This is a genomic window from Neobacillus mesonae, assembly GCF_023715155.1.
Taxonomy (GTDB): domain Bacteria; phylum Bacillota; class Bacilli; order Bacillales; family Cytobacillaceae; genus Neobacillus; species Neobacillus mesonae_A.
Map to the genome: position 1 here is coordinate 58714 of NZ_JAMBNQ010000016.1, position 26425 is coordinate 85138.

At 37.4% G+C, this 26425-nt stretch carries 19 protein-coding genes; 6 read left to right on the forward strand and 13 right to left on the reverse strand.

Annotated elements, in window-relative coordinates:
- Nucleotides 1-31 precede the first annotated feature (31 nt).
- The 8 genes from M3183_RS14460 to M3183_RS14495 all read right to left on the reverse strand — a co-directional run bounded on the left by M3183_RS14460 (nucleotide 32) and on the right by M3183_RS14495 (nucleotide 11223).
- Nucleotides 32-1798, reverse strand: coding sequence for a hydantoinase B/oxoprolinase family protein (locus M3183_RS14460; RefSeq protein ID WP_251470789.1), 1767 nt, complete (start codon nucleotides 1796-1798; stop codon nucleotides 32-34).
- On the reverse strand, nucleotides 1798-3876 hold the full coding sequence (locus tag M3183_RS14465; protein ID WP_251470790.1) for a hydantoinase/oxoprolinase family protein: 2079 nt from the start codon (nucleotides 3874-3876) through the stop codon (nucleotides 1798-1800). The genes M3183_RS14460 and M3183_RS14465 overlap by 1 nt, the downstream gene beginning before the upstream one ends.
- A gap of 267 nt (nucleotides 3877-4143) precedes the next feature.
- Nucleotides 4144-5856 (reverse strand): sigma-54 interaction domain-containing protein, encoded by a 1713-nt coding sequence (locus tag M3183_RS14470; RefSeq protein WP_251470791.1) that lies wholly within the window; start codon nucleotides 5854-5856, stop codon nucleotides 4144-4146.
- Nucleotides 5857-6610: 754 nt separating this feature from the next.
- Nucleotides 6611-6799 (reverse strand): hypothetical protein, encoded by a 189-nt coding sequence (locus tag M3183_RS14475; RefSeq protein WP_251470792.1) that lies wholly within the window; start codon nucleotides 6797-6799, stop codon nucleotides 6611-6613.
- 47 nt (nucleotides 6800-6846) lie between these two features.
- On the reverse strand, nucleotides 6847-8079 hold the full coding sequence (locus M3183_RS14480) for an MFS transporter (protein WP_251470793.1): 1233 nt from the start codon (nucleotides 8077-8079) through the stop codon (nucleotides 6847-6849).
- Nucleotides 8080-8164: 85 nt separating this feature from the next.
- Nucleotides 8165-9676, reverse strand: a complete 1512-nt coding sequence (locus M3183_RS14485; protein WP_251470794.1) for a sodium:solute symporter family protein — start codon at nucleotides 9674-9676, stop codon at nucleotides 8165-8167.
- 12 nt (nucleotides 9677-9688) lie between these two features.
- Nucleotides 9689-9928: a hypothetical protein gene (locus M3183_RS14490; protein WP_251470795.1), complete on the reverse strand. Its 240-nt coding sequence runs from the start codon at nucleotides 9926-9928 to the stop codon at nucleotides 9689-9691.
- A 92-nt stretch (nucleotides 9929-10020) separates the two neighbouring features.
- Nucleotides 10021-11223, reverse strand: coding sequence for a CaiB/BaiF CoA transferase family protein (locus M3183_RS14495; protein WP_251470796.1), 1203 nt, complete (start codon nucleotides 11221-11223; stop codon nucleotides 10021-10023).
- Between the two features lie 213 nt (nucleotides 11224-11436).
- Between M3183_RS14495 and M3183_RS14500 the strand changes: the two genes are divergently transcribed.
- The 6 genes from M3183_RS14500 to solA all read left to right on the forward strand — a co-directional run bounded on the left by M3183_RS14500 (nucleotide 11437) and on the right by solA (nucleotide 18757).
- Nucleotides 11437-12108 (forward strand): GntR family transcriptional regulator, encoded by a 672-nt coding sequence (locus M3183_RS14500; RefSeq protein ID WP_251470798.1) that lies wholly within the window; start codon nucleotides 11437-11439, stop codon nucleotides 12106-12108.
- Nucleotides 12105-12989, forward strand: a complete 885-nt coding sequence (locus M3183_RS14505; RefSeq protein ID WP_251470800.1) for a hydroxymethylglutaryl-CoA lyase — start codon at nucleotides 12105-12107, stop codon at nucleotides 12987-12989. The genes M3183_RS14500 and M3183_RS14505 overlap by 4 nt, the downstream gene beginning before the upstream one ends.
- A gap of 293 nt (nucleotides 12990-13282) precedes the next feature.
- Nucleotides 13283-14476 carry a CdaR family transcriptional regulator gene (locus tag M3183_RS14510; RefSeq protein WP_251470801.1) on the forward strand — a complete coding sequence of 398 codons (1194 nt, stop codon included), beginning with the start codon at nucleotides 13283-13285 and terminating at the stop codon, nucleotides 14474-14476.
- Nucleotides 14477-14717: 241 nt separating this feature from the next.
- A complete protein-coding gene (locus M3183_RS14515) occupies nucleotides 14718-16148 on the forward strand; it encodes a sodium:solute symporter family protein (protein ID WP_251470802.1) in 1431 nt (476 codons plus the stop codon).
- A 195-nt stretch (nucleotides 16149-16343) separates the two neighbouring features.
- Nucleotides 16344-17618 (forward strand): NAD(P)/FAD-dependent oxidoreductase, encoded by a 1275-nt coding sequence (locus M3183_RS14520; RefSeq protein ID WP_251470803.1) that lies wholly within the window; start codon nucleotides 16344-16346, stop codon nucleotides 17616-17618.
- The gene (solA, locus tag M3183_RS14525) at nucleotides 17615-18757 is read left to right on the forward strand and encodes an N-methyl-L-tryptophan oxidase (protein ID WP_251470804.1); all 1143 of its coding nucleotides are present in this window, start codon (nucleotides 17615-17617) and stop codon (nucleotides 18755-18757) included. The genes M3183_RS14520 and solA overlap by 4 nt, the downstream gene beginning before the upstream one ends.
- 394 nt (nucleotides 18758-19151) lie before the next feature.
- Here solA and M3183_RS14530 read toward each other — a convergent pair whose 3' ends face one another.
- The 5 genes from M3183_RS14530 to M3183_RS14550 all read right to left on the reverse strand — a co-directional run bounded on the left by M3183_RS14530 (nucleotide 19152) and on the right by M3183_RS14550 (nucleotide 26234).
- Nucleotides 19152-19367, reverse strand: a complete 216-nt coding sequence (locus M3183_RS14530; RefSeq protein ID WP_251470805.1) for a YdbC family protein — start codon at nucleotides 19365-19367, stop codon at nucleotides 19152-19154.
- 406 nt (nucleotides 19368-19773) lie between these two features.
- Nucleotides 19774-22398 carry a DEAD/DEAH box helicase gene (locus M3183_RS14535; RefSeq protein WP_251470806.1) on the reverse strand — a complete coding sequence of 875 codons (2625 nt, stop codon included), beginning with the start codon at nucleotides 22396-22398 and terminating at the stop codon, nucleotides 19774-19776.
- Nucleotides 22346-23620: a hypothetical protein gene (locus M3183_RS14540; protein ID WP_251470807.1), complete on the reverse strand. Its 1275-nt coding sequence runs from the start codon at nucleotides 23618-23620 to the stop codon at nucleotides 22346-22348. The genes M3183_RS14535 and M3183_RS14540 overlap by 53 nt, the downstream gene beginning before the upstream one ends.
- The gene (locus M3183_RS14545) at nucleotides 23617-24288 is read right to left on the reverse strand and encodes an OmpA family protein (protein ID WP_251470808.1); all 672 of its coding nucleotides are present in this window, start codon (nucleotides 24286-24288) and stop codon (nucleotides 23617-23619) included. The genes M3183_RS14540 and M3183_RS14545 overlap by 4 nt, the downstream gene beginning before the upstream one ends.
- Nucleotides 24285-26234, reverse strand: a complete 1950-nt coding sequence (locus tag M3183_RS14550) for a MotA/TolQ/ExbB proton channel family protein (protein WP_251470810.1) — start codon at nucleotides 26232-26234, stop codon at nucleotides 24285-24287. Before M3183_RS14550 ends, M3183_RS14545 begins: the two co-directional genes overlap by 4 nt.
- Between the last annotated feature and the right edge of the window lie 191 nt (nucleotides 26235-26425).

Below are 26425 nucleotides of genomic sequence, written 5' to 3' on the forward strand. Positions count from 1 at the left end.
ATTCAAGTAAAAATAAACCCATTTACTTCTATCAACCTTTTCTTAATTTTTCAGTTGCAAAATAATCAACCTCAAAATTTTCATTAATAACTACACCGTACTCTTTTTCTGCAAAATCCCTAGTAATATATTGATCAATAACATCTGATAATACTTGCTCAGGTGATCGTTCTAATGGATTCCCATATCCCCCTCCACTTGGACCTGTTAAAATAATCCTATCTCCCTCATTCATGGTAGTATTAGGAATCTTTGATGGTAATTCTTTTTCATTTGTTTTTTGTTTTAGGGTTACCCCGCCGATATATCCTTCTGCTCCTCCAGCAAACCCCCAAGGGGCATACTTATGTCCCTCAGCTTCAATGGAAACGCTACCTGCGGAAAGGAATGTTATCTCTTTTACAGAGCCTATACCTCCTCTCCATTTCCCTGGAGCACTTGCATTTTTTCTCAGTTCATAACGATTGACTCGTAATGGGTAGTGTGATTCAATATCTTCAATAGGATTATTTCGAGTATTTGCATAAAGTGTATCCACGGCATCCATTCCGTTCATGCCGTTTCTTCCACCATAACTTCCCTCCATAATATCCATAAACACCCAATACTTCTCATCTGATAGTCCACTGTAAGAAACAACTTTTAAATTACCAACACCTGCACTAATTTGAGTAGGAACAACCTGACCAAGTGCTTTCATTAATGTATCAGCTACCATATTTCCTGAGCAGAATCTTGCAATGGTAGGGGCTGGAAATATAGGATTAGCCAATGTACCTTTTGGTGCAATTATTCTAATTGGTCGTGTCAAACCAGAGTTTTGAGGAATGTGACCATGAATAGTTGAGTCTAATAAAATTGAACGTAATGTTAGATAAATAGCACAATCTACGGTCCCTTCAAAAGGCATATTAATTGGTCTATCAACTTGCGGAGAGGTGCCTGTCAAATCAATTGTAATATCGCTACCTTCAATCGTTAAAGAAACGGCAACCTTTAAATCTTTTTTATTTACGTCATCACTATCTAAATACCCATCCATGTATCCCTCAGCATAATAAGTTCCATCGGGTAATCTCTCTATAGAATTACGCATCATTTTTTCTGAGTAATTCATGAGGTCCTCACTTGCTGCTAAAACTGTTTCTAAACCGTATTTTTCAATTAAGCTCACGTATCTTTGTGCACCAATATTTGCAGCAGCAATTTGCGCCTCTAAATCACCAACCACCATATCTGAGGCCCGAATATTATCCCTTAAAATACTCCAAACTTGGTGATTCTTTTTCCCCTTTTCGTAAACCTTAATGGCTTTGAACTGAAGTCCTTCTGCATAAGCATCAACAGCATCAACTATTCCGCAACTTCCAGGTGTAAGTGCACCAATATCTAAATGATGTGCTGTTGTGACTGAAAAACCTATCAATTCATTCTGATAGAAAACAGGTACACAAAAACCAATATCGGGTCCGTGAGAGGCACCATGGTATGTTGAGTTATGCATAATAACATCCCCAGGGTTAAATTGATCTCCCCTTTCTTGGAAGATTTTTCGAATCCCCCTTATATAACCTGGTATAGGTCCAGATTGAAGTGGCGTACTTTGAGTTGATTCGCATAATTGTTGACCATTAAGATCGACAAGTGCACATCCAAAATCCTCTGATTCCCGAATTATACTTGAATAAGACATGCGGGCAAGTTTGTGACCCATTTCTATAGCAATATTTTCTAAAGCACCCCTAATCACTTGGGAGGTAACTGGATCAATCTTCACTTTATTTTGTATAGTTTTCATTATTGGATTCCTCCAATCTTAATAATGATATTTCCTGATTCCTCTATATACCCAATACAATTTGGCGGCATTACAGTGGTTGTATCCTTTTGGAATATTATGGCTGGTCCTTCTATTTTTGAATTGGCAGGAAGTAATTCTCTTTGATAAAATTTTGTCTCAAATTCCCTAAGTTCACCATTTTCCCTAAATACCGATACGCCTTTTTTAATTAAAGCTAATTCAATTGACCCCTCTTTTGAAACTAAAGGCTTTTGGATTTTTGGCATAACGCCTTTCCCTGTAACACGAATATTTACAATTTCAATAGGACTATTCTCAAAACAATGGCCATACTCAGACTTGTGAAGCATGTTAAATTCATTCCATGTACTTTTTATATTTTCGGGAGTTATTTCATTACCTGGTAAATTTACACGAAGTTCATATCCCTGCCCAATATATCGGCAATCAGCTGTACGTTTAATTTCAATATTCGAAAGATTAATCCCATCCTTTTGTAATTGGTCAATAATCTGTCCCTCTAACAAATTAAAATCTGAATTTAATTGTTCATAGTCAGCTTCATTACTTAAGAGGAATTCTGTTTTAATTAAGTCATACTTTAAATCAGTCGTTAACAGTCCAGTTGCAGAGGTAATCCCGGGATGCTGTGGAATAATGACCTCTGGAATATTTAATATTTGAGCTACTTCTACAGCATGAAGTGGTCCCGCTCCACCAAAGGCAACTAACGAAAACTCACGAGGATCCTGTCCTTTTTGAATTGTTTTTTCGTGAATTGCATTAGCCATATTGTTATTTACAATAGTTAAAATTCCCTCTGCCGTCTCTGTTTCACTAAGTTCTAATTGACTTGCAAGTTCACTAACAACCTTAAATGCTTCTTGTTTAAAGATTCGCATTGATCCGCCTAAAAAGTTATCCTCATCAAGACGTCCTAAAACCACATTTGCATCTGTTACGGTTGCCTTCGTACCACCATGTCCATAACTAGCAGGTCCTGGTCTAGAGCCCGCACTTTTAGGGCCAACTCTAAATGCCCCTCCTTCATCAATATGGGCAATACTTCCTCCACCGGCACCAATTGTATGAATATCAATCATTGGAACCATAACAGGAAATCCAGCAATCCATGTATCTCTTGCTGTCGATTCATCAATACCTTGCTCAGTAATAATTCCAATATCCGCACTAGTCCCGCCAACATCAAAGGTAATCAATTTCTTCCTATCGGATAGACCCCCTGACCACCAACCGCCTAAAACTCCAGCAGCTGGTCCGGATAATAATGTATTAACTGGACGTTCTGAAACAGATTCTGCAGTTCCGATACCTCCATTTGAACACATGATGTGTAAATCCGACACGAATCCTTCATCTTTCAATCTACCTTTTAAATTACTAATGTAGTTTTTGACTTTTGGACCGACAAATCCATTGATCGTAGCTGTTGTAAATCTTTCAAATTCCCTAAATTGAGGTGATACATCAGAAGAAGTTGTGACAAATACATCTGGATATTCCTCTTTAATAATTTCTTTAGCTCGATTTTCATGGGACGGATTAATGTAAGAAAATAGGAAAGAAACAATAATTGACTCGACACCAGCCTCTTTTAATTCCCTTGTGGCTACCCTAACCTCTTCTTCATTAAGTGGAACTAAAACATCCCCGTTTGGGGGAACTAACCGTTCACTAACTTCTTTTCGAAAACGACGTTGTACTAAAGGACGATCCTGCCATGGAATTTCTTGCATAACTGAATAGTTTTCAGGACGCTGATGGCGGCCAATATGGATAATATCCCTAAATCCTTTTGTTGTAATCATTCCTGTTTTTGCCCCGTCATACTCCAGAATGGCATTAGTAGCGATAGTAGTTCCATGAAAGACATGATTAATATTTGCCTTTTCAATATTTTGTTGAGTACATAGTTCTGAAATCCCTTGAACTACTCCAATTGAAGGATCTTCCAACGTTGTGGGTACCTTATTAATCCAAGTATTTCTTTTTTCGGTATCAGTGTACATAATGTCAGTAAATGTACCACCAACGTCTACTCCAACTAATTTCATGACTTTTCCTCCCTTAATGGTGAAATATATAAAATCTTTTGTACACACTATTAAAATGCAAAAATCATGCCAACTTTTGCTACTTTCTCATTTTTACTTACTCCTATTAATTTATAGAGACTTTTAAAGGATTCTCTTTACATACTAAAAAATTAAATTCCCTATATTCATTGCAAAACTACAATTAGGACTCGTCATTATTAAACATTTTATAGTTCTAATTATGGAACTTTAGGGCAAAAAAGAAAGATTGCAAAAATGCAATTATTATTGCATTTTTGCAATCTTTATATTTAATCTTCTGATTTTTCTGGACAATGTTGATGCATCGACTCCTAATTTTTTGCCTGCTTCTTTCAAGGAAACGCAGTCCTTTAGAGTTGTTTCAATTATTTGTCTTTCCAAATTCTCGACAGATTCTTTAAGTGTTAAATTTTCAAAATGAATGTTCGTCTCTTTATTATTTCCATTTACAATATTTTCTGGTAAATGGTGAACTGATATTTCTGTTTGGGATGTAGTTACAACTAACCTCTCAACGATATTTTGAAGCTCTCTTACATTACCAGGCCAGTGGTATGAAGAAAAAATTTTTAATACTTCTTGGTCAAACACCTTCCTTTTTTCATATTTCTTATTAAATTTTTCCAGAAAATACGAGGCTAAATAAGGAATTTCCTCCTTTCGTTCCATTAAACTAGGAATTTTAATAGGAACAACATTTAATCTATAATATAGATCACTTCGAAATAATTTATCTTTTACCATCTCTTCTAAATTTCGGTTGGTTGCGGCAACAATACGAACATCTACATCTCTTGGTGTAGATTTACCTATTGGAGTTACTTGCCTTTCCTGAAGAACTTGTAATAATTTTACCTGTAATTGGAGTGGTAACTCACCAATTTCATCTAGAAATAAAGTTCCTTTGTCAGCAGCAAGGATAAGTCCTTCCTTTCCATCCCTATTTGCACCAGTAAATGACCCTTTAGCATAACCGAATAATTCAGACTCCATTAGCGTTTCCGGTATTGCACCGCAATTGATCTTTATAAAGGGTTTATTCCTTCTTTCACTATATTTATGAAGTGATCTTGCTAGGACCTCCTTTCCAACCCCAGACTCTCCCAAAATAAGAACTGTGGAGTCTACATCAGCAATATGCTGTAAAAGTTCATAAATTTCAGTCATTTGTTTTGATTTAATTAAGGGTTGATTGTTCCCATCTTTCTCTAATAATTTTCTTTCATAATCACGAATAAGCTTTTTTGTTTCCTCTAATTCTCTGCTAAGTCTATTAGTTTCTGTAACATCTTTGGATATATTAATAATCTTAACTAATTTTCCTTCCTTATCAAAAATAGGATATCCTGAAACAAGTAACTTTCTTCCAGACTTTGTTGTTTGTACTAAATTAACTCTTCTTCCCTCTTTAATAACTTTTTTTGTAGATGATAAATCTATAATTTGTTCTTTTTCTAATAAATCCATTGATTTCCCTATGAAATCATTCATACTAACACCCATGATTCTTTCACATGCATCATTAACTTTACTAATTCGACCTTGCCCGTCGGTTATTGTTACTAAATCTCCTATTAAATTCATAATAAGATTTAATTCTTGATTTATTTCTTTGACCTTTTTAGAATGAAAGGCTAATTTATCAATAAAGTTACTTTTAAATAAGATTATTATCCCTGTTTTTTCATCAGGATTTTGAGCTATTGACTTATTTTCAAACATAATAAAAGACTGCATATTAAAATTAACAGTCGAATAAATACATTTCTCCTTTTTGATGGCTTGGATTATATTACTAGTAGAAATATATTTAAAAATGGACTGATTTATAATATTTCTTTCACTTGTCCCTGTGTGAAATATTTCATTAGCCACATTATTTATGTATTTAATTATCCCTTTACTATTTGTAAAAACAATTCCAAATGGAAACGAATTCAAAATGTTTTGTTCCAAAATACCACCTCATTTTATGTAGAATACTCAACAAAAAATAACCTGTTAATAAAATTGTTAATTTGCAGAACTTTTAAGACTTACAAAGATTTTTTACCTTTATACCTAGATTATAAAGACCCTCCCCTCAATAATTTGGAATAAATAGTTCCACAAAAATGGTTAGATTTTTTTTTATAATAATCCTATATGGAGATTAATAGAAATCTTATTTGTCTTATGTGATAAATAATAGGCTATTGGGGGAAATATGAGAAGAGATAAAACGTTAATTAACAAATCTAGTAGAGTTTCATACAGTTTAACTTAAACATATAATATTTTATTATGCTGGTTACCCTCCAATATTTAAACTGATATAGAGAAGTATATAGTAGACAAAAAAATCAGTCAATATTGAATAGTCAAAACAAAATAGCGATTAAGCAAATAAAATAATTCAACCAGTAAAAAATCTTTCGGAAGCAAGTTGCTTAGTTTGTAGGGCATAAAAGTGACAAATACCAACCATTAGCGGCTTTTACTTTGAAGTTTTTTATATTATTTAGCTATAACGTTATTGAAATTTTTAATCCGTTGTTATCATCTATTTAATCATTATCTCCTTTTCTTCATATTCTAGGATGTCTAAAAGTTGAGTTGGATACAACCATTTGTTAATATGCAGGAGATATCTAACAAATGAAAGGATGAACTCAAATGAAGAATTCATCCTTTTTTGTTTCTCTTTTTCAAAACTTTTACTGCAGCTTCGTTAAAAGATTTCTTTAACAAAAGCAAAATTATGAAGAAGTTCGCTTTCATTCAGCGATATCCTATTGGTTAAATCTTCTGTTCTTAAGACAAACTCTTTTACTCCGATAAATTCTGATTCACTGATCATATAAAACTGTGTTCCTCTTTTATATCCATGAAACTGCCTTTTTAGTCTATATACCTTCATTGCCTATCCTCTATGATGAATAATAATGAATTGATCCGGGCACGGTGCTATTTCTGTTTTTTCGCTATCCCTAAATATAATAACATAAAAAACACAACAATCATCAGCCCTGTAATGAGCAGCCATCCAAATGTAAAACTTCCTGTCCTATCAACCATAAACCCAAAAATCGGCGGAACCAGCATGACCCCCATTGAACCAAAAGTTATACTCACACCACTTGATATTCCGGCCAGCTCAGGCGGAACCATTTCACTTGCCAGGTTCATCCAAATGCCATTAAATCCGGACACTGAAAATCCAAAGATGATGACGATTGGAATCAACATGGAAAAAGATGCGCTTGGAAGCAGTGCAACCGTTAGACTTGAAACAGCGGTAAGCACCGTTATGATGAGTAAGATGACAATCCGGTTTCCTTTAAACAAAAAATCACTGATCATTCCCCAAGCAATCCGGCCGATTGTTCCGCTCACTTCCGAGATGACAAAGAGAATCCCAGAGAGCACTAACGAAATCCCAAACTTTTCATACACGAATAGAACGAGATACGTATTCAAGCACATTTGGGAACCGTTCAATCCCGCAGCACTTAGACTGACCAGCATGAGCTGCTTATTTTTTACCATCATAAACATGGATTTATAAAAGGAAACGAGACCGCCTTGACTGGGTGATTTTTTTGAACTCGGCGGATCCTGATAGGCTATGTAGGAAACACAAACACAAATCAACAAGATGATACATGCACCCAGTAATACCGGACGCCAGCCATAAGCAGCACCAAGCGGCAGCAGGATAAAACCTGCAAGCGCAGAACCTGCGGTCACTCCTGTTTGCTTTATACCCATTGCCGTACCACGTTGTTTTAAAGAAAACCAATCGATGATTCCCCTGGTGGTAACCGGATGCATGGAGCCATAGCCAATACCGCCGAGCGTCACAATCAACAGCAACGCCCAAAACTGTCCCAGAAATGTCATCACTAAAAAGCTGAGTCCAAGAATAAAAGCGGAAATAACCAAAAGCTTCCGTGAACCAAACCGGTCAGTTAAAAATCCAGCCGGTACGGAAGCCGATGCCTGCCCTAAAAAGAGTGCTGCCGGAAGCATCCCAATTTGCGAATTTGAAAGCGAAAGGTCTTTGGCAATTAATACTCCCAGCGGCGCAATACTACGCCCAACAAAAGCAACGAGAAGCTGAGCCAATAGCAGGAACAAAAGCATCCGCCAAGGCTCAGAAATGATGACTGATCTTCTTTTTACGATTGATTTTTCCATACTTTCCCGCCTCTTTAATCCTGCATAGTGAATCCAGCGTGAAACCGGCTGAAGAATACCGCCTTTAATAGGAATTACTATTTCTTTATGCTTTTATATATACGGCATTCATGTCTTCTTCTAGAACGGGGTTTTTCTTAGCAGAAGAAGTAGTTAAGAAGGAACCGCCCACGCAGATAATAAAGTTAATGGCTAACCCGATAACTCCGCCGTGGATTCCAACTACTGTTTTGTGCCCGGTAAGGGTCAGGATGCCAGCAGCTATTGCACCTATGACCATCCCCCAGAAAACAGGTGTTGAACTTAAGCGTTTCCAATAAAGACCTAATACAAATGCTGGGAATAATTGAACAAGCAGCTCGAATTTTAGGACAAATATATCATACAAGGTTCCAGGTGGATTCCATGCGATCCATAGTAATCCAAAGATCGCAAAGATCCCGATAATTTTCCCTACCATTACCTTTCGATGTTCACTGGCACTTGGTTTAATAAATTTTCCATACACATCATTTGAAATTAAAGATGAAAAGCTTAATAAAACAGAGTCTGCTGTTGAAACAATCGCGGCGACAATCCCGCCGAAAAAGATAATCATAATCCAGTAGAAAAATGGATTAATAGCCGCAATCTTATTCGCCATCAGCCCTACTAATTGTTCAGAGGCATCCCCCTCTAAACCTGGGAAAAGTTTAATTCCAATGATCCCGACAAGGAAAACAAGTCCTGTCGTTAGAAGCGGCATCCAAGCCATGCGGGCAAACGACTTCTTTAACGTTTTTTCACTTTTAGCCGCATAGATTCTTTGAACGGCATGCGGATAAATACTTGCACCAAGTCCAACTAGTACCAGCATACTGAACCAATTAATATTCGTTTCCGATGATGGGACCGCTATTTTAGCAGGTTCATTTTCAGCGATAAATTGAGTAATGCTGCCAAAGCTGCCGCCGGCTAGATAAACACCGCCCGCTACGAAGGCTATAATACCGATTAACAGGACAATTCCCTGCATGACATCTGTAAAGGCAACTGCTTTCATACCGCCCATCCACTCATACGCTAACATGACAAAAACAAATACGATTACAGCTGCTTGGTAAGGAATGGTCCCGCCTGTCATTCCTGATACAGCCTGACCAATGGCGACCAGCTGTTCCAGCAGGTAGTTTCCTAGTCCCCAAAGCATGAGGAAAATAGCTACAAGTGTTACTCCTTTTGAATTAAAACGGTGTTGCAGCCAATCAGTTGGAGTCACAAAGCCGCGTTTCTTGGCAATCACATATAATCTAGGTGCAAATAATAGATAGACACCAATAATAATTGTCATAAAGGAAATGGACTGCAGCCAGGAAAAACCTGTCCGATACGCGGCAGGGGCATAGCCGACAATCGTGTTCCCGCTATACTGTGTGGCGAACAGGGTAAAAAACAATGCGATAATACCTAAATTGCCCCCTGCTAAATAATAACCCGATAAACTTTCATGGATGTTTTTTTCACCTCGGCCCGAGTAATAACCAATTACGAGCATGATAAGCGCAAAAACAGTTAAAATGACAATTCCATCAATCCCGGCAAACGTTAACTCTCCCATAAGGACCTCCTTCTACTTATTCCCTTCTTCTTCATCCTCAACAATCTTCCATTGCGACAAACAAATCCAGCTTAGGTACGCACATAAAATCACAGAAAATACTAAAATGAAGAATCCCCAAAATGGCACACCAAGAATGTATGGCTCAACCATGGAGTCAGTAAAATACCAAGGCACATTCCCCAAAACAATAATGAAAAGTCCAATCCAAATCCATTTTTTACGAATCGGTTCTTTCACTTCTTTGTTCATATAGATCCTCCTGTTATCTATTCGAGTTATTCTAACAAATTCTATTGACCCCATAGGGAGTTGTGCTAAATCTATGTCTGTTAAAAGCTAGTTTAAATAATCTTCTTCTCTTTTAATTCTTTTAACTTCTGATCATCAAACCCTAACAGCTCTTGATAGATTTCACTATTATGCTTGCCCATCACCTCCGGACCGACATGCTTGACTTCCCCAGGCGTTCTGCTTAATTTTGGTACAACCCCTGGCATTGGGAAATCACCCAGCTGAGGATGTTCAACATGGATAATCATCTCCCTCGCTTGATAATGCGGATCTTCAACAATATCCTTTGCATTATAAATCAAGCCGGAAGGGACCCCTTTTTCTTCCAAAATGGCTAGAGCTTGTTTCGCTGGCAGGGATTTCGTCCACTCTTCAATCAATGAATCCAAAAGCTTCATGTTTTCTCCTCTTGCATGATGGGTCGAAAAGCGTGTATCATCTGCAAGCTCCGGCTGTCCCATTGCTTCACATAGCCTGCGGAATACACCATCTGCATTTGCACCAATGACAATATAGGTTTTATCCTTTGTAAAATAGATATTGGATGGCGCCACTCCCGGAAGAATATTTCCCATTCGTTCCCGGACATATCCTGCTAATAAATAATCTGGAATAATGCTTTCCATGATTGAGAAAACCGATTCATAGAGAGCCGTATCCACTACCTGTCCTTTTCCCGAATGTTCCCTTTCATGAATGGCAACAAGACAGCCAATGGCAGCGAATAAAGCGGCTAATGTATCCCCGATGGAAACACCAATCCTTGATGGCGGACGATCTTTAAAACCGGTTACATTTCGAAGACCTCCCATGGCTTCCCCCACACTGCCAAATCCAGCACGGCTTTTATAGGGGCCGGTTTGTCCGTACCCTGATGTCCGGACCATGACTAATTTAGGATTAATTTCGGAAAGGGTTTCGTAAGAGAGATTCCATTTTTCCATTGTCCCAGGACGGAAATTCTCAATTAGAACATCTGCTTCTTTTACTAATTCCTTTAAAATGTTTTGCCCCTCTTCCTCACGCAGGTTCAGCGTGATGGACTTCTTATTTCTCGATTGAATCGGCCACCACAATCCCACTCCGTCCCTTGATTTTCCCCAATCCCTCATTGGATCGGCTTTCCCTGGAGGCTCCACTTTGATAACTTCTGCTCCAAAGTCCCCCAGTAATCTCCCGGTAAACGGACCAGCCAATAAGGTGCCCAACTCTAACACACGCAGATCTTGCAGCGGCATTTTTGGTTCCGTCATATTCATTCCTCCCACTGTTGCTAATTTAGAATTTTCAGATTATATGTACAATTTATTTCTTTGTATACAATAAGTCAATAATAATTTTAAATTTTCAAAAAAATAGTCCATTTTTCCCCTTTTCAAGCTATTTATTTCCATCTTTATCATACAATTCAGAATATTTATTGAATATTTTTTCGTTTTTGTATACAATAACCCTGAGGTGTTGAAATGGATGCATATAATTACATTAAAGAAGCCATTATCCATGGAAAATTCGAGCCTGGCATGAGATTGGCAGAAGAAACGCTAGCCAAAGAATTGAACCTAAGCAGAACCCCTATTCGGGAAGCGATTAAACAATTAGAAGCTGAAGGACTGGTTGTTCCTTTAAAAAGAGGAGTAGGTGTCAGAAACTTTACGAAAGAGGATATTAAAGAGATCTACGATTTAAGAAGTCTGCTGGAAAGCTATGCTGCCGGACAGGCCGCAATAAACCGAACGGAGGAAGATTTGATTGAACTCCAGACGGCAAATGAATTGTACGATAAAGTGATACATGACAATTCTCTGCGCGATCTAACCAGCATCCAAGCCATTGTCCATACAAATTCAAGATTTCATGAAGCGATTGTTTCATCAGCAAAAAACAAACACCTGTATTTTCATATTTCAAAAGTGGTCGTGGTTCCTATGGTTTTTCGTTCCTTTTACTGGTATACAGATTTCCAGCTTCAACAATCACTTGAAGTTCATAAGATCATCTTTGAAGCCATTAAAAATAAAGAGCCAGAACGTGCACGAATTGCGATGCACGAACACATTTTCCAAGGCCGCGATAATGTCTTAAAACATTTAGATGATATCAAAATCAGCCACTTATTTAAGGAGGAAGCAAAATGATCGAAATTTGTGAAGTCGGTCCAAGGGATGGATTACAAAATGAGAAAAAGATGATTTCTACTGAAACCAAAGCCGAATTAATTGCTAAATTAATCGATGCAGGTATTCGAAATATCGAGGCCGTTTCATTCGTCAATCCAAAGGTTGTTCCACAGATGGCCGATGCAGAAGAACTGCTGAAGGTTCTCCCGAAACGTAAGGATATCCGTTACGGCGGCCTTGTCTTAAGTCGTTCCGGACTGGAGCGGGCACTCCGCACTGATGTTCACTTACTTCATGTTGTCACCACCACTAGTGATTCGTTTAATTTAAGAAATGCCAAAAGAAGTGTCAATCAAGCAGTCGACGAACTATCAAAAGTGATACAAGAAGGAGTTTCCTCCCATAAAGGGGTGGCCGGGGTACTCGGCACTGCATTTGGATGCCCTTTTGAAGGAGAAGTACCTGTAGAAAGAGTGCTGACTGCTGCTGAAAGATTTTTAGATGCGGGGTGTACTGAGATTACGCTGGCAGATACAACGGGAATGGCTAACCCGTTGCAGGTACAAAAGGTTGTTAGTGAATTTTATAACCAGTTTGGTAAAGATTTATCACTGGGACTTCATTTCCATAATACCCGGGGCCTTGGTCTGGCTAATATTCTTGCAGGCTATCAAGCTGGCGTGCGTCGATTTGATAGTTCAATTGGGGGCCTTGGCGGATGTCCATTTGCGCCAAAAGCGGTAGGAAATGCCTGTACAGAAGACATGGTTAACATGTTTAATGGAATGGGAATTGAAACAGGTACAGATCTGGATAAACTAATCCAGACCGCACTTTGGCTGGAAAATGAAATGGAACGTCCTTTAGACGGGATGATGATGAAGGCGGGAATTGCTTAGCAGTTACTACTCCCTTATCTCCAGAAATAATGTTAAAATATCGGGTAATCCCCCGCTTATACAGCACCTCCTGGTCTTAAAACAATTTAAGGAGGTGCTTTTTATATGCCGTAAAAGATTTTTCCGTGACAATACATTCCAAAATAAATGATTCTCAAACGTAATGTTCTTCTTCAAAAACTAATTTAATTCCCCGTTTTTTAACCATCCTCCTGCTCAAAACATAAAGGATTCTCGGTATATTTAAAGAATTTAATATCTATGCTTATTCCAATCATATGGAGGAATGAAACATGCTTGAGGACATCGTTCAAAAAATCGCGGAATCTACGAGTGAGATTATTGGGTATGAAGTCATTATTACGGACGAACATTCTATTATTATTGGCGCCAGTGATACCTCAAGGCTTGGAGAGTTTCATGAAGCCTCAGTCCAAATTATTAAAACTGGAAAACCAAACCCTGATACCGTAAATATAATGAAACTCGAAGGAACAAAACCTGGGTTCGCACTCCCCATTGAAATCTCTAATAAAATCATAGGTTCTTTTGGTATTACGGGTGAAAGAGAAAAGGTAAAAACGTATTGTTATCTTTTAAAAAAACAGATTGAAATGATGATCTATCAGGAAATGTATATGAAATCTGCCTTAATAAAAGAGAAGGCCTTAAAAGATCTCATCCAGGAAATCAGTTCTTATGATCATCATTTCGTAAATGAATCCTATCTGATAACACGGGGGCAAGAATTAGGCTATAATCTAAAAACCTCGTTTATAGCTGTTGCCATTCATCTTTCTCCTCAGGATGCATCAAAAAATTCAGTGAAAATACAGGATGACACTCCCCTTGACTTCAATGTAAAAACCATTCGATTTGAATTGCATTCCATTATCAAAAGAGCATTTAACAATACCAATGATTTAATAGCTGAAATGGCACATGATAAATTTTGTATTTTGCATTCCCTTCACTCAGACAAGCCTTGCCATAGAATTTACGATAAGTTAAAGATGAAAAGTTTACAAATCATACAAGAATTTAAGAAAAGAGGATTTTCAACATTTACTGGAATTGGGGCCCCTGCTGAAAATATGGGTGAACTAAGTCAATCATACAAGGATGCGTGGCAAGCATTAAAATTAGGAAGACAGATAAACTCCCCTGCCCCCATTTATTTCATCCATGAGTTAATTTTAGAAGATCTGATTTCCAGTATACCCAAAAACATGTCAGAACGGTATATGTTAAAGACCCTAACAGTCTTAAAGATGCAGCCTGATTGGCCTGAACTCTCCAAAACAATCACTGTCTGGTGTGAATCCGGGTTTAATCAAAGAAAAGCAGCCAGGATTCTTTTTATCCATAGAAACACATTACATTACCGATTAGCTAAAATACAGGATCTGAGCGGCATTGATGTCCATAATCATAAATATTCCATTATGCTGTATCTCGCCGTATTGATGGACAAATGGACATCGTAAAGAGCAGTTATCCAGTTTATGACTGTGCAAATGGCATGAAAATCTCCCTTCTTAAGAACCATATTTTGTGCTCTTAGTACCATGAAAATATAAACAGACTATAATACAATTTTATTAAATATTCAAAATATTATCAAAAAGGAGGTGTATATTTTTTTCATTAATTTTCCCCTCATTTTATTTAGGTTAAATCTTTAGGTTTGGCGATGGCACAGAAAATCTTAGAACCGGAGGAATGGAGATGCAAATAAGCGGACTAGACCTTTTTTTGTTAATTCTTTATCTGCTAGTTACTTTATGGATTGGCTATTATTCAATGAAAAAGGTCTCATCTTTCAGTGATTATTCAGTCGCAGGCCGCTCAATGCCAATGTCATTAATCTTTGCTACCATTGCAGCCACCTTAGTTGGCGGCGGGGCTACTGTCGGCCGGGTGGCATTTGTCTATGATACAGGAATTGTGGTCTTTTTAGCCCTTTTAGGTGTTGTCATCAGTCAGCTGATCATTGGCTTCTTTTTCGCTCCCCGAATAAGTAAAATGAAAAACGTTTATTCTATCGGGGATATCATGGAGTTTTACTTTGGACGTTCCGGGCAATTAATATCTAGTATTTTAGCATTCTTATTCATGATTAGTATATTCGGTGTTCAAGTTTTGGCCTTGGGTCGTATCTTAGAGCCCGTCATTGGATTGCCTTTTATTACCTTAACTATTATTGGAGCATTGATCACCATTATCTATACATGGGCCGGAGGAATGCTTGCAGTTATTTATACGGATGCTATGCAATTTATCCTTTTGACCGTCAGTATCGCAACAGCGGCTGTCATCGGGGTTGTAAAAATGGGCGGTATGACAGAGGTTATTGATAAGGTCGGGGCTATAGACCCTGGACATTTAGTCTTCTTTGGAGGGCCATGGACTATTGGTGTATTTATCTCAACCTTCTTAAGTTTCCTATTAGGTGAGGCACTTGCCCCTCATTATATTCAACGATATGCAGCATCAAAAACAGCAAATGTTAGTAAATGGGGAACCGTTACATTTGCCATCATGTATATTTTCCTTACCATTGTCATTATGGTCATCGGCTTGATTGGGTTCGTTAAATTCCCTGGCATCAATGGGGATGAAGTATTTGTGACGTATGCACAAAAATACCTGCCTATCGGTATCATCGGGTTACTTTTCGGCGGATTGCTTGCAGCAGTCATGTCAACAGGAAGTTCCATCTTAAATACGGCGGCTGTTATTTTTTCTAAGGATATTTACGGCCGATATATCAATAAGAATGCTGACGATCATGGTTTATTAAAATGGACCAAATATGCCACTTTAATTGTGGGAGTAGGCGGTGTCATTGTCTCTTTATTCCTGCCTAGTGTAATGGGATTGATGCTCTATGTATTCCAATTATGGGCACCATCTATCCTGCCGCCGATGGCTATTGCCATATTATGGGGAGGTCCATTGGAAAGGAAAGTATCACCATATGCAGGACCGCCTGCTATCATCGCCGGTCTCTTTATGACCCTTTTGTGGTTGAATGTTTTAGGGGAGCCGTTTGGTATTCCGGGAATTGTCATGGGGATACTCACGAATTTACTCGTATTCTTCATTACCCATTTCTTGACGAAAGATAAGATTCCTTCCCGCCCCGTAGAAGAATAAATGAATCTAGTATCAAAAATCTTCTTAAAAAAGGAGGTTGTAAGAATGAGCGGATGGGATCTTCTTGTTTATTTTTCAGCTGCTGTTTGTTATTTTGCAGCGGGAGCAGTAGTCGTTGGATGGATTAGACATGGGATAAGAAAATAATGTATCAGATTGATAGATTTCAATTTAGCCCTATAAGGAGAGAATAACATGAATCAAAAGGCAGTCATTGTTGGCGGAGGGATTATCGGACTTTCATGCGCTTACTACCTTCGTAAAAAAGGTTTAGAGGTAACGGTTCTTGAGAAGGATGATTTCGCCAATGCTTGCTCGCGGGGGAATCAAGGCTGGGTCTGCCCTGCATTACATTCCCCTGTACCTGAACCTGGTCTTGTCAGCACATCGCTAAAATGGTTAATGAAAAAGGATAGTCCATTGTATATTAAACCCTCTGCCATGCCGCAATTGTCCGGATGGCTGGCCCAGTTTATGAAACATTGTAATAAAGAGGATTTTCATGCGGGTGAAAAAGCACTTCTTACTCTCAGCCGCTCCACTCTGTCCTTATATGATTCTCTGGAAGCGGATGGGCTGGAATTTGAAATGCACCGTGAAGGCATGCTTTTTGTTTTCCTTAATGAATCTGAGCTCAAGCACAAGGTTGAAAAGCTGCAGAGCAATGAAAAGTTATACGGACATGATACACCCATTGTACTATCAGGAGAGGAAGTCCGTGAACTAGAACCCGTCATTTCAGAAAAAGTCAGCGGCGGAATATGGCTAAAAAAGCAGCGCCATGTCCGCCCGGAATCACTGGCAAAAGCGTTTAAAGATAAATTAACTACATTAGGCGTTCAGTTGCGGTCAAATACCGAGGTTACAGGCATTGAACGGAATGGTAACAAGATAACTGCTGTATTGGCTGGGGAAGAAAGGATTGAGGCTGATCATTTTTTACTCACTGCAGGCGCATGGTCGGGTTTTTTAGCTAAACAATTAGGTTATTCATTGCCGATGGAGGCAGGCAAGGGTTATAGTATCACCATCACTAACCCAAATGTAAAAATTAGTCATCCCTTATATTTAGGAGATTCGAAGGCTGGTGTCAGTCCCTTTGATGGAGCCGTTAGGATTGGCGGCACTATGGAACTATCGGGAATTAACACTCATTTAGATAAAAATCGAATACAAGGAATCCGGCATTCGGTATCTAAATACCTTACGGAGGAATTAAATGGGGAATCTGAGATGGAATGGACAGGGATGCGTCCAATGACACCAGACGGCCTCCCTGTTCTTGGCAAGATTCCCCATTGGGATAATGCCTTTGTGGCAACCGGCCATGGCATGGTTGGGGTTGCGATGGCTCCGGCAACCGGCAAAATGATGGCAGATCTCATTTGTTCAGGAGAGACTGAATTTGATATGGAACCATTTCATCCCAGCCGTTTTCAAAAAGAGCTGAAAGGGCGTTCGTCTGTATGAAGAACCATTACAGTGTAATTGTTGTCGGTGCCGGCTCAGTTGGAATGGCGGCTGGCTATTATTTAGCTAAAAAAGGAATTGACACTTTACTGATTGATGCCTTTGACCCGCCTCATGGCAGAGGCAGCCACCACGGAGAAACCCGGTTGATCCGCCACGCTACTGCAGAAGGCAGCCACTATGTGGAACTTGCCCTAAAGGCACAGAAACTATGGCAGGAGCTGGAACGTGAAATAAATAAAACCTTATTTATTCCAACTGGTACGCTGATGGTGGGAGAATGTGATGCGCCATTTATTGATAAAACTGTAAAAAGTGCTAAGGAGCATTCCTTAGCATTGGAGACATTACATGCCGCTGAAATCCGTAAAAGATGGCCTGGATTTTCAATTCCTGATCATTTTGTCGGGTATTTTGAACCTTCTTCCGGGGCCCTTCTGAATGAGGAATGTATCATGGCCTACAGGGAATTAGGATTGATATATAATACCACTTTACAAACAAATACGAAGGTTGAAAGTATCGATTTTTCCGCAAGCGGTGCCATGGTCAAAACGGCGGATACAATTTTTTATGCTGATCAGGTTGTGATTTGCGCTGGAGCTTGGACAGGTAAAATTCTATCTTCCCTAGGGTTGCCATTAAAAACAGTACGCAAAACTTTGGGTTGGTTTGAAACAAATGATCCCAATTATCAACATCCTTTGCTGCCTTGTTTTTATTTTGGCTTAAAAAACGAAAGATACTATGGCTTCCCTAATATCAGTGGAAGCGGCGTAAAAGTCGGCCGAAATGATTCTGAAAGAAATATAGACCCCGATTTTATGAGACAGGATTTCAACCAATATCCTAGTGATGAAGGTGATTTAAGAAGCTTTTTAGAAAGATTTTTACCGGGAGCAGCAGGAAAATTGACACAAGGAAAGTCATGTATGATTACGAAGACGCCTGATATGAATTTTATCCTAGACCAACACCCTGAATATCCCCATGTGAAAATCGCAGCTGGATTTTCAGGCCATGGATTTAAATATAGCAGCGTTTTGGGCGAATTATTGTCTCAGCTTGTCATAGACGGACGGACTGAATATGACATTTCGAAGTTTTCTATTACTAGGGACTCTTTGGTGAGGAACTAACTGTTTAAAGATTACAAGATGTTCTCTTTTTGAATCACACAAATGAAAAAAATAATGGAAATTATTTAAAAGAAAATGCATGTTCATTGGATCTTTCTAATGGGGCATGCTTTTTCTTTTTTGTTCCAATCTATTACGATTGGCAATTCGCTCCTATACTTCAAACAGTGCATGTAAAATGAAGACAAGCAAGATACAAAACTGCTTCATACCCTATCCTCATGAAATTTCCCGAAAATAACAATAGCAAAGTTTCCAAGACTTAATCGGTAATCCGTATTTTGTTTTGCAAAGAATGATTATGATACTTTGAAATGATTTCAGTTATTGTAGTGAACTACTAAATATAAAAAAAGCCTAAAAGGAATTATCGTCCTTCCAACTGAAAAAATTATTAAATCAAATTGATTGCTTCTTTCAACCTTATCAGTTCATCTTTTGTAAGTGTAAGCCCCTTCCCCATTTTTTCATGGTTTTCAGACCAATCCCTAATATCATATTTAGGCTCGCGTCCATTCCAACTAATCAGGTTCAGTTCTTTTTTCCATCCTTTTTGAGATTCGGATAAGACAGCAATTGTTTTGTGTATTTCAAATTTAATATCAGCCAAAAATATTCCCTCCTATAAACACAAACGAAATGCGAATTAGATTCAAAATAATAATATACCAATTATATGAAGTAAATTCCCCTCAAAAACAAATAGGAATAACCATTATATTATTCTCCTTTATAGGATAATTATCCTTCTATAGGATAAAATTTCTTCATTAACCACACCTTTTTTACTCTTACTCAAAATTTAAAAACAACCATTTCATTAAATAATAACGTATTGGTACTACTTACCGTTATTAAGTTTCTCCGATGAAGAAAATAAAAAACGCTTCTTACAAATCGTAAGAAACGTTAGTTTACTTTTCTAAACTTTAGTTGATACCGGTGGTCGGGGGCGAAATGAGGATTTCATATCCCCACAAATTTAAATAAAATTAACCTATAAGTCGCTTCAACAACTAATACATAACATTCTGCACAGCCAACCTCTCCACAATCTCTTTCTGCATCTCACTCATGTTAAAAGGAACAATAACGTTTTCGGCCAACTCACGCTTTCTTTCAAGTAATTCATGCATAAGTTCTTCTACCGTTCCTTGCGGAAAATTAGCTTGATCTGTCGTGATAATTTGGTAAACATACACATCTTTTTCCTGTCCAATACGGTATGCACGATCGGTTGCTTGATTTTCTACCGCTGGGTTCCACCACCGTGTGTAGTGAACCACATGGTTGGCACTTGTAATAGTCAAACCTACCCCGGCAGCTTTTTGTGATAGAATCATAACCCCGAAACCAGGTGATTTATTGAACATTTTAACTACAGATTGCCGGTTATTCGTTTCACCATCTATTACAGGAACCGGGATCCCATATCTTTGCATAAAAATGCGTTTTAAAATAGAATGTAGTTTTCTAAATTCAGTAAAAATGAGGACTTTCTCATTCTTTTGTTTTACCTTGTCAATTATTTCTATTAATTTTTCAAGTTTTGGCACTTCACTTAAAGGTAAGGTTTCATAGTCTGGAATTATTACTCCAGGATGTCCATAAAGCTGTCTTAACCTCATCAACATATTTAAGATTGCAATTTGTCCTGTTTCCTTAGTCTGCAGCATAGAGGAGGCAATGGAACGTTGTACTTTTGAAACCTCTACTTTTTTAACTATATCATCATGCTTGGTTGGCAGACGGTCATCCAATACCTCTTTTTTCGTTCTTCTTAAATAAAATGGACGAATTTTATCTAACAGCCCAACATAGTCGCTGGTTTGTATATATGCCTTTCTGAATTCCCTTAATGAACCTAATTCACCCGGCTGGACAAAATCCATAATTGCCCATAGTTCTTCTAAACTATTCTCAACCGGTGTTCCTGTCATAGCTAAGCGGAAATTTGATTGCATGGCACGCAATGCGCGTGAACGCTGGCTGCTGTGTGATTTGACATTTTGGGCTTCATCACAAATAATCGAATGGAATTTAATTTTTCCTAATAGCAGTTGATCAATCTTCAGGGTATCGTAGCTTGTAAAGACAAGGTCATATTGAGAAATCATTTCCGATGATTTCAGTCTGCTGCTTCCTTTATGGATATACATACTGCCAGCCATCCCAGGTGCGAACTTTTGTATTTCCTCTATCCAATTTTCAATTAAGGCTATTGGTAAGACCACTAGTGTTGGTTTCAATGTTTGTTTCTGCTTTTGTTGTAATAAGAAGGTGATGACTTGGATAGTTTTACCCAATCCCATATCATCTGCTAATAGTCCGCCAATTCCTTGTTCCTCTAAATGACATAACCACTGGAAGCCTTCGACCTGATGTTCAAATAAATCTGCTTGTAAAGTAGATGGAATTGGATATGCGTTAAACTTTTTATCGTTGTTGCTATCAATCAGAAAATCTAGTTGTTCTTCATTGTCTTTTATATCAAGGGCATAGTGCTGTTTTATCTTATTTTCTTCATCCGCAGGCAAATCCAATAGTTTCTTTCTAAGTGTTGGGTCAAGATAAATCCATTTCCCTTTATGCTCAACATATTGTTGGTTTGGGTATTTTTCCATTAATTCTTTTAAGAAATCCGGATCATACCCTCCAGAATCACCACTTTCCTCACTGAACCATGTAATTCCTGTTCCTTCACCAAAGCTCGGACGAACTCTTTCGATAGGAATAAGTCCCCGAACCCTTTCAGAAAAAGCCTCAAGATCAATCAGATAGTCATGTTCAGGGAGGATGGCTGATGGATTTTCTAGGAAAACAGGAACATCTTCGCCCGTAATATGTTTTTTTGAGAATATATTTTGCAAGTCAACTGTTACATCATTTGTTTTGACAAACCGGTCCCTTTTGAAACCATTCTTAACACTGCCCACGGTAGACAGTTGATTTAAATGTTCAGTCTCTAGTTGATCAGATCCTTTTGCTAACAGCTCAATATGGTCATGGCTATGTACCTTCACGTCTATATCATAATGATCCAACACATGATAGGATTCATTTTCTAAAAAGTTTTCCAATTTAATGCCAGCTTCTTTAGCAAACTGTTGACAAACTCCTACCTTTTGATAGCCATTTTCATAATCTGCAAGAATCGCCTGTTTAAGGGAAAATATTGATTCTGGTAGTAAATAAAGAATATCCCCTCTTTGAAAGAGAGACCCTGTTTGTTTCCCAACACGATCTAATATTTTCCCTTCCTCATCTCGCAATTCCAATTTAACATCACCATCTTGAGGTAAAGACTTCAACAGCAGTTCACCCGTTACTTTCATTTCTTCAATTGGTAAACCCAATTGCTGAAGGATATCTACCCCATCCTCTTCTGTAAGAATTCGGTAATAATCTTCATATTTAAGTACACTGTTATCTAACAAGTCACTTTCGAATAATTCCTCCCAAGCGACATAATAAATAAAGCCTGGTACTTTATACAATTCTTCAATTTCTGTCTTACTTAAAGGGAGGGGCACTGGAGTTGTTACTTTCCCTTCAACCAATTGCAAGTCAATTTCAACACCAGACTCATTAGGATTCAATAAAACCTTCATCTCTTTCTGCTTCTTTTTGAAGAAGAGCACGTACATCTACCTCCCAACCAAGGTTCGAATGGAGCCAGTAATCAAACTTGAATTGCCAGTCTCCAGAATGGGTTAACCACCCACCAGGGACTGTTCGGTATTTATCCATAAGTTCGGAACGCCGAACCTCTTTAGGAACATAATAGGAATGTTGATGTTTTTCTCTTTCTGCCAACATTTTATCAATTTTCTTTTGATAATAACGATAAAAATGAGACGTTTTATAAACATAAACGGCGCCAGTCCCTAATACCTCCATAACGACCACATCTGGAAAATACATAATAAGGGTTGAACGGTTATCCGTTACTATTACGTCTTCTAGATTTACAATAAACTTCTTCCAATATTGATACCGTTCATGGTTTGTATTAACATTTCCGAAGAAGTCTCTGATTTCCATTTTTAAAATCCAATTGGCAAACCGTCTCTTTTCTTCATCCCTAACCTTGTTCCACAACATTGGCTTACGCCTATATGTTTTTAGTCTTTCATATATTAACTTTCCAAGATCTTTTACATTATTAAGCTTACAATTCTTGATTAAACCCTCCGCCATTTTCTGCTGTTCTTCATTTGTAGCAGAATTAAAATATTTTTTATAAAGGCCTTTTTCTTTGATGAAAAAACTTTCGTCCGCAAACGTAAAGACTTCCATTAAGACTAACTTGTAAAGTGGGAAGTTATCCGTTAAATAGTAACTCTCTAATTCCTCCAAAAAATTGTCATCACTATGATATGCTCGAACAGCTAAATGATGGACCGGATCTTGACTGTGTAAAAATTCATTCCACTTATCTGTTTGCTCCTCCGTAAATCTTCTTTGAAGTTTTTCTTGATGTATTTCAAACGAAAGTTTCACTATTTTCCATAGTTCTTCTAAATCACAAGATTGATATAAAGAATCCACTAAAACCCGAAAAAGTCTCTTTTCACTTTTTGCATTTGTTCGAATAACTTGGAGCAATTTTTCCTTTATATCAAGTTTCAAGTCCTGATGATATAGGTTTGGTAAAAGCAGCTTTTGTCGGCGTGTCAATTCATTTGCCCAATTTGAGAAGCTTTCAATCGGAAAGTGTTCAACAACCTTAAAGCTTTCTTTGAGAAACTCTATATCACTTTTATACTTTTCATTTATATTTTCAATGGACTGACTTATTTTTAACTCACGATTATCTCTTAGCCACATCTTTAGCATTGTAGGTTGATATTCGTATTTCATTCATCCACCAACTCTTGAATAGCTTTAATCGCTTCATCGTCTTTTAAGCGGAATAAAAATTCGACCCGCCTAGAACGATCTGAATCAACTTTTCCTTTTGCATCCTTTAAAGGCTGGTTAAAGCCTCTGCCATTTGCGGTAATATAACTTTTTGATAATGCTTGTTTAGAGAACTTTGGAAATTCATCACTATAAATATAATTTAACACAGAAAAAGCGCGGTCCTGTGACAGCTTCATATTATAAATATATGTCCCTTTTTTATCAGTATGGCCTTCAATCATAATGGATGATATTTCATTTTTAAACCTATCTTGCAGCAGAATATCCAAATATTTAGGAATAAATGCATTTAGAAATTTCTTTCCTTGCGGAGAAATTTCGGCAGAATTAGTTGAAAAAAGCACACTTCCTGGAAAACGAATGGCTCCTGTCTGTTGATCAATTTCAATAGCCATATTGGATTCTTTAAATTGTTCAGTTAATGCTTGAATAATTTCAGTTTTAACTGATACAACTTGTTGAATTTCCTTTTCCTTTTTATCCAGAAGTTCCTTATAGTCCAAGATGACTAACGTTAAAAGGAGTGCGAACACCATCAGCATTGCACTCATTAAATCAGCGTAAGACATCCAATAGTTTACTTCTTCTCTTTTTCTCGTTCTCATTTAGCATTCACGGCTTTCTTCTTGCTGTTCATTTCCCCAGTCAATTCTTCTAATGTATCAACAAAATCCTTTTGTAAATCACTAAACTGATAAACCAGCTGGCTTACTTGTTTCACCGCATTTGTCAACGTTTCGTCAAAGTTCTGATAGGTTTTGGATAAGCCATTATCGATGTTTTCGGAGAAATCTTTGACCGAAACTTGGAGTGTTTCCCTTGTTTGTTCAAATTGCTCTCTTGTCGTATTCCAATTTGATTTCATGACATCTAATTGATCTCTCATATCACTCATATAACTTCTGGTTGTGGTTAATGCTTCCTCAACCACTTCATTTGTTTGTTGTTTCATGGCAACTAATTCTGGAAGTAATGTATTTTGTAATTGCTGCATATTAACAAGCTGTTCTTTTAGATAATGGATATTACCTACAACTTCTTTTAATTCAGGGGCAATAGGTGTGATATGTTCCACAACCCCTTTTACATTTTGGAGCAATACATCCGATTCTTTTAACATATTCGACTGAATATTTAGGGATTCGGAAAACTTATTTGTCATTTGTTGGAATGCATTTGTCAATCCTTTTGAAATTGTTAATACTTCTTCTAATAATCCTTCGTATTTTCTTTCAACATTTGAATTGAATTCCTTAAACCGTTCTGTTAATCCATCATACTTTTCGGCTAATGATTGATTACTTTGCATCACTTGCTGCTGCACGGGCAATTGTTCTTGAGTCATCCTTTGAATATTTTGGAAGATTACAGATAAATCACCCATAAAATTGGATGCTTCTGCATAGCTGCTTCTCATTTGATTCATTTCTGATGTCATCTGTTCAAAAGTTTCAAATAATCGTTCTGTACGATCCAAAGTGGCAGATTGACTAGTTTGTGTTGAGGCAAAATTATCAACCACTTGATTGATAGTCTGAACCATTTGCGTTTGCATTGTTTGGGAATCCTTAATTAAAGAACTAAATCCCGCAATAGATTCTTGAGTTCCGCCTGTAATCTGTTCAACTAATCTATCCGAAATATCATTGCCATTATTTTTAGTAACTTCAAGCTGATTTTCTAACAGCTTAGACTGGTTTTCTACACCTGTTTGTAATTTCGAAAATTGATCATTTAATTGTGAAAAGGCATTGCTAACATTCCCATTCGATTCCTTTATAGTCATTACAATTGGCTGCATAGCCCTTTCTAATGCGTCAGTCAACAAGGTCTTTAAATGGTCCGATTGACTTCTAGTTATTTTTTCTAAACGATTTAAGAATAGCTCTTCATCATCTGTACTTAAAAGATAATCCATCTTTTCTGAGTGCCAGTCGATATTGCGATCTAACTGTGCACTAATTAAGCGATCAATCAAAGTCCATAGAAGAGACAACGAAACACCCCATACAGATGTATAAAACGCAACTTTCATACCATTCAATAATCCACCTATACCTGCCCTTAATGCTTCTGTATTACCCATATGGAGATCTGATAATCCCATTGATAAGCCTATAAATGTACCTAGTACACCAATACTAACACTAATTCCTGCACCTACATCCATTAAGGAACGATAACCCATATGATAATGCATGATGTCATAGCCGAAAAACGGTTCAACATTAATCCGTTCGTCCTCTTTCTTTTCCGAAACTCGATTATAATAACGTTCCCATAACATCTTGTATCTTGATTTTTTTACCTTAGAAAATAAGTCATTTATTTGGCGGTCAATCTCGTAGGCTTTAGATGTAGAGTTTTTTTGAATATGAATAAGTTCTGACTGAACCTTTTTCATAATAATTATTTCTTTATAAATTCTAATGCTCTGAAATATTAGTAATCCTGCAAAAAGAAGAAATTGAAAAAGTAAGAAATAACTAGTAAATTCACTTACCCCTAACTCATTTGCACGGGTAAATAATTTTTCAAACAATGAAAACAACAGAAATCACCCATTCTTAATTTTATATTATGAATCTATTGTAATACATATATGTTAATAAATGTCTTATAAATAAAAATAAAGGACTATTTAGGCCCCGTTGATTTTTACCAATGGTAGATAAATATGTTAATTAACCTATACAGTTTTTATTATACAGTGATTAGGTCTTTATATTTCTCTCTTAATAC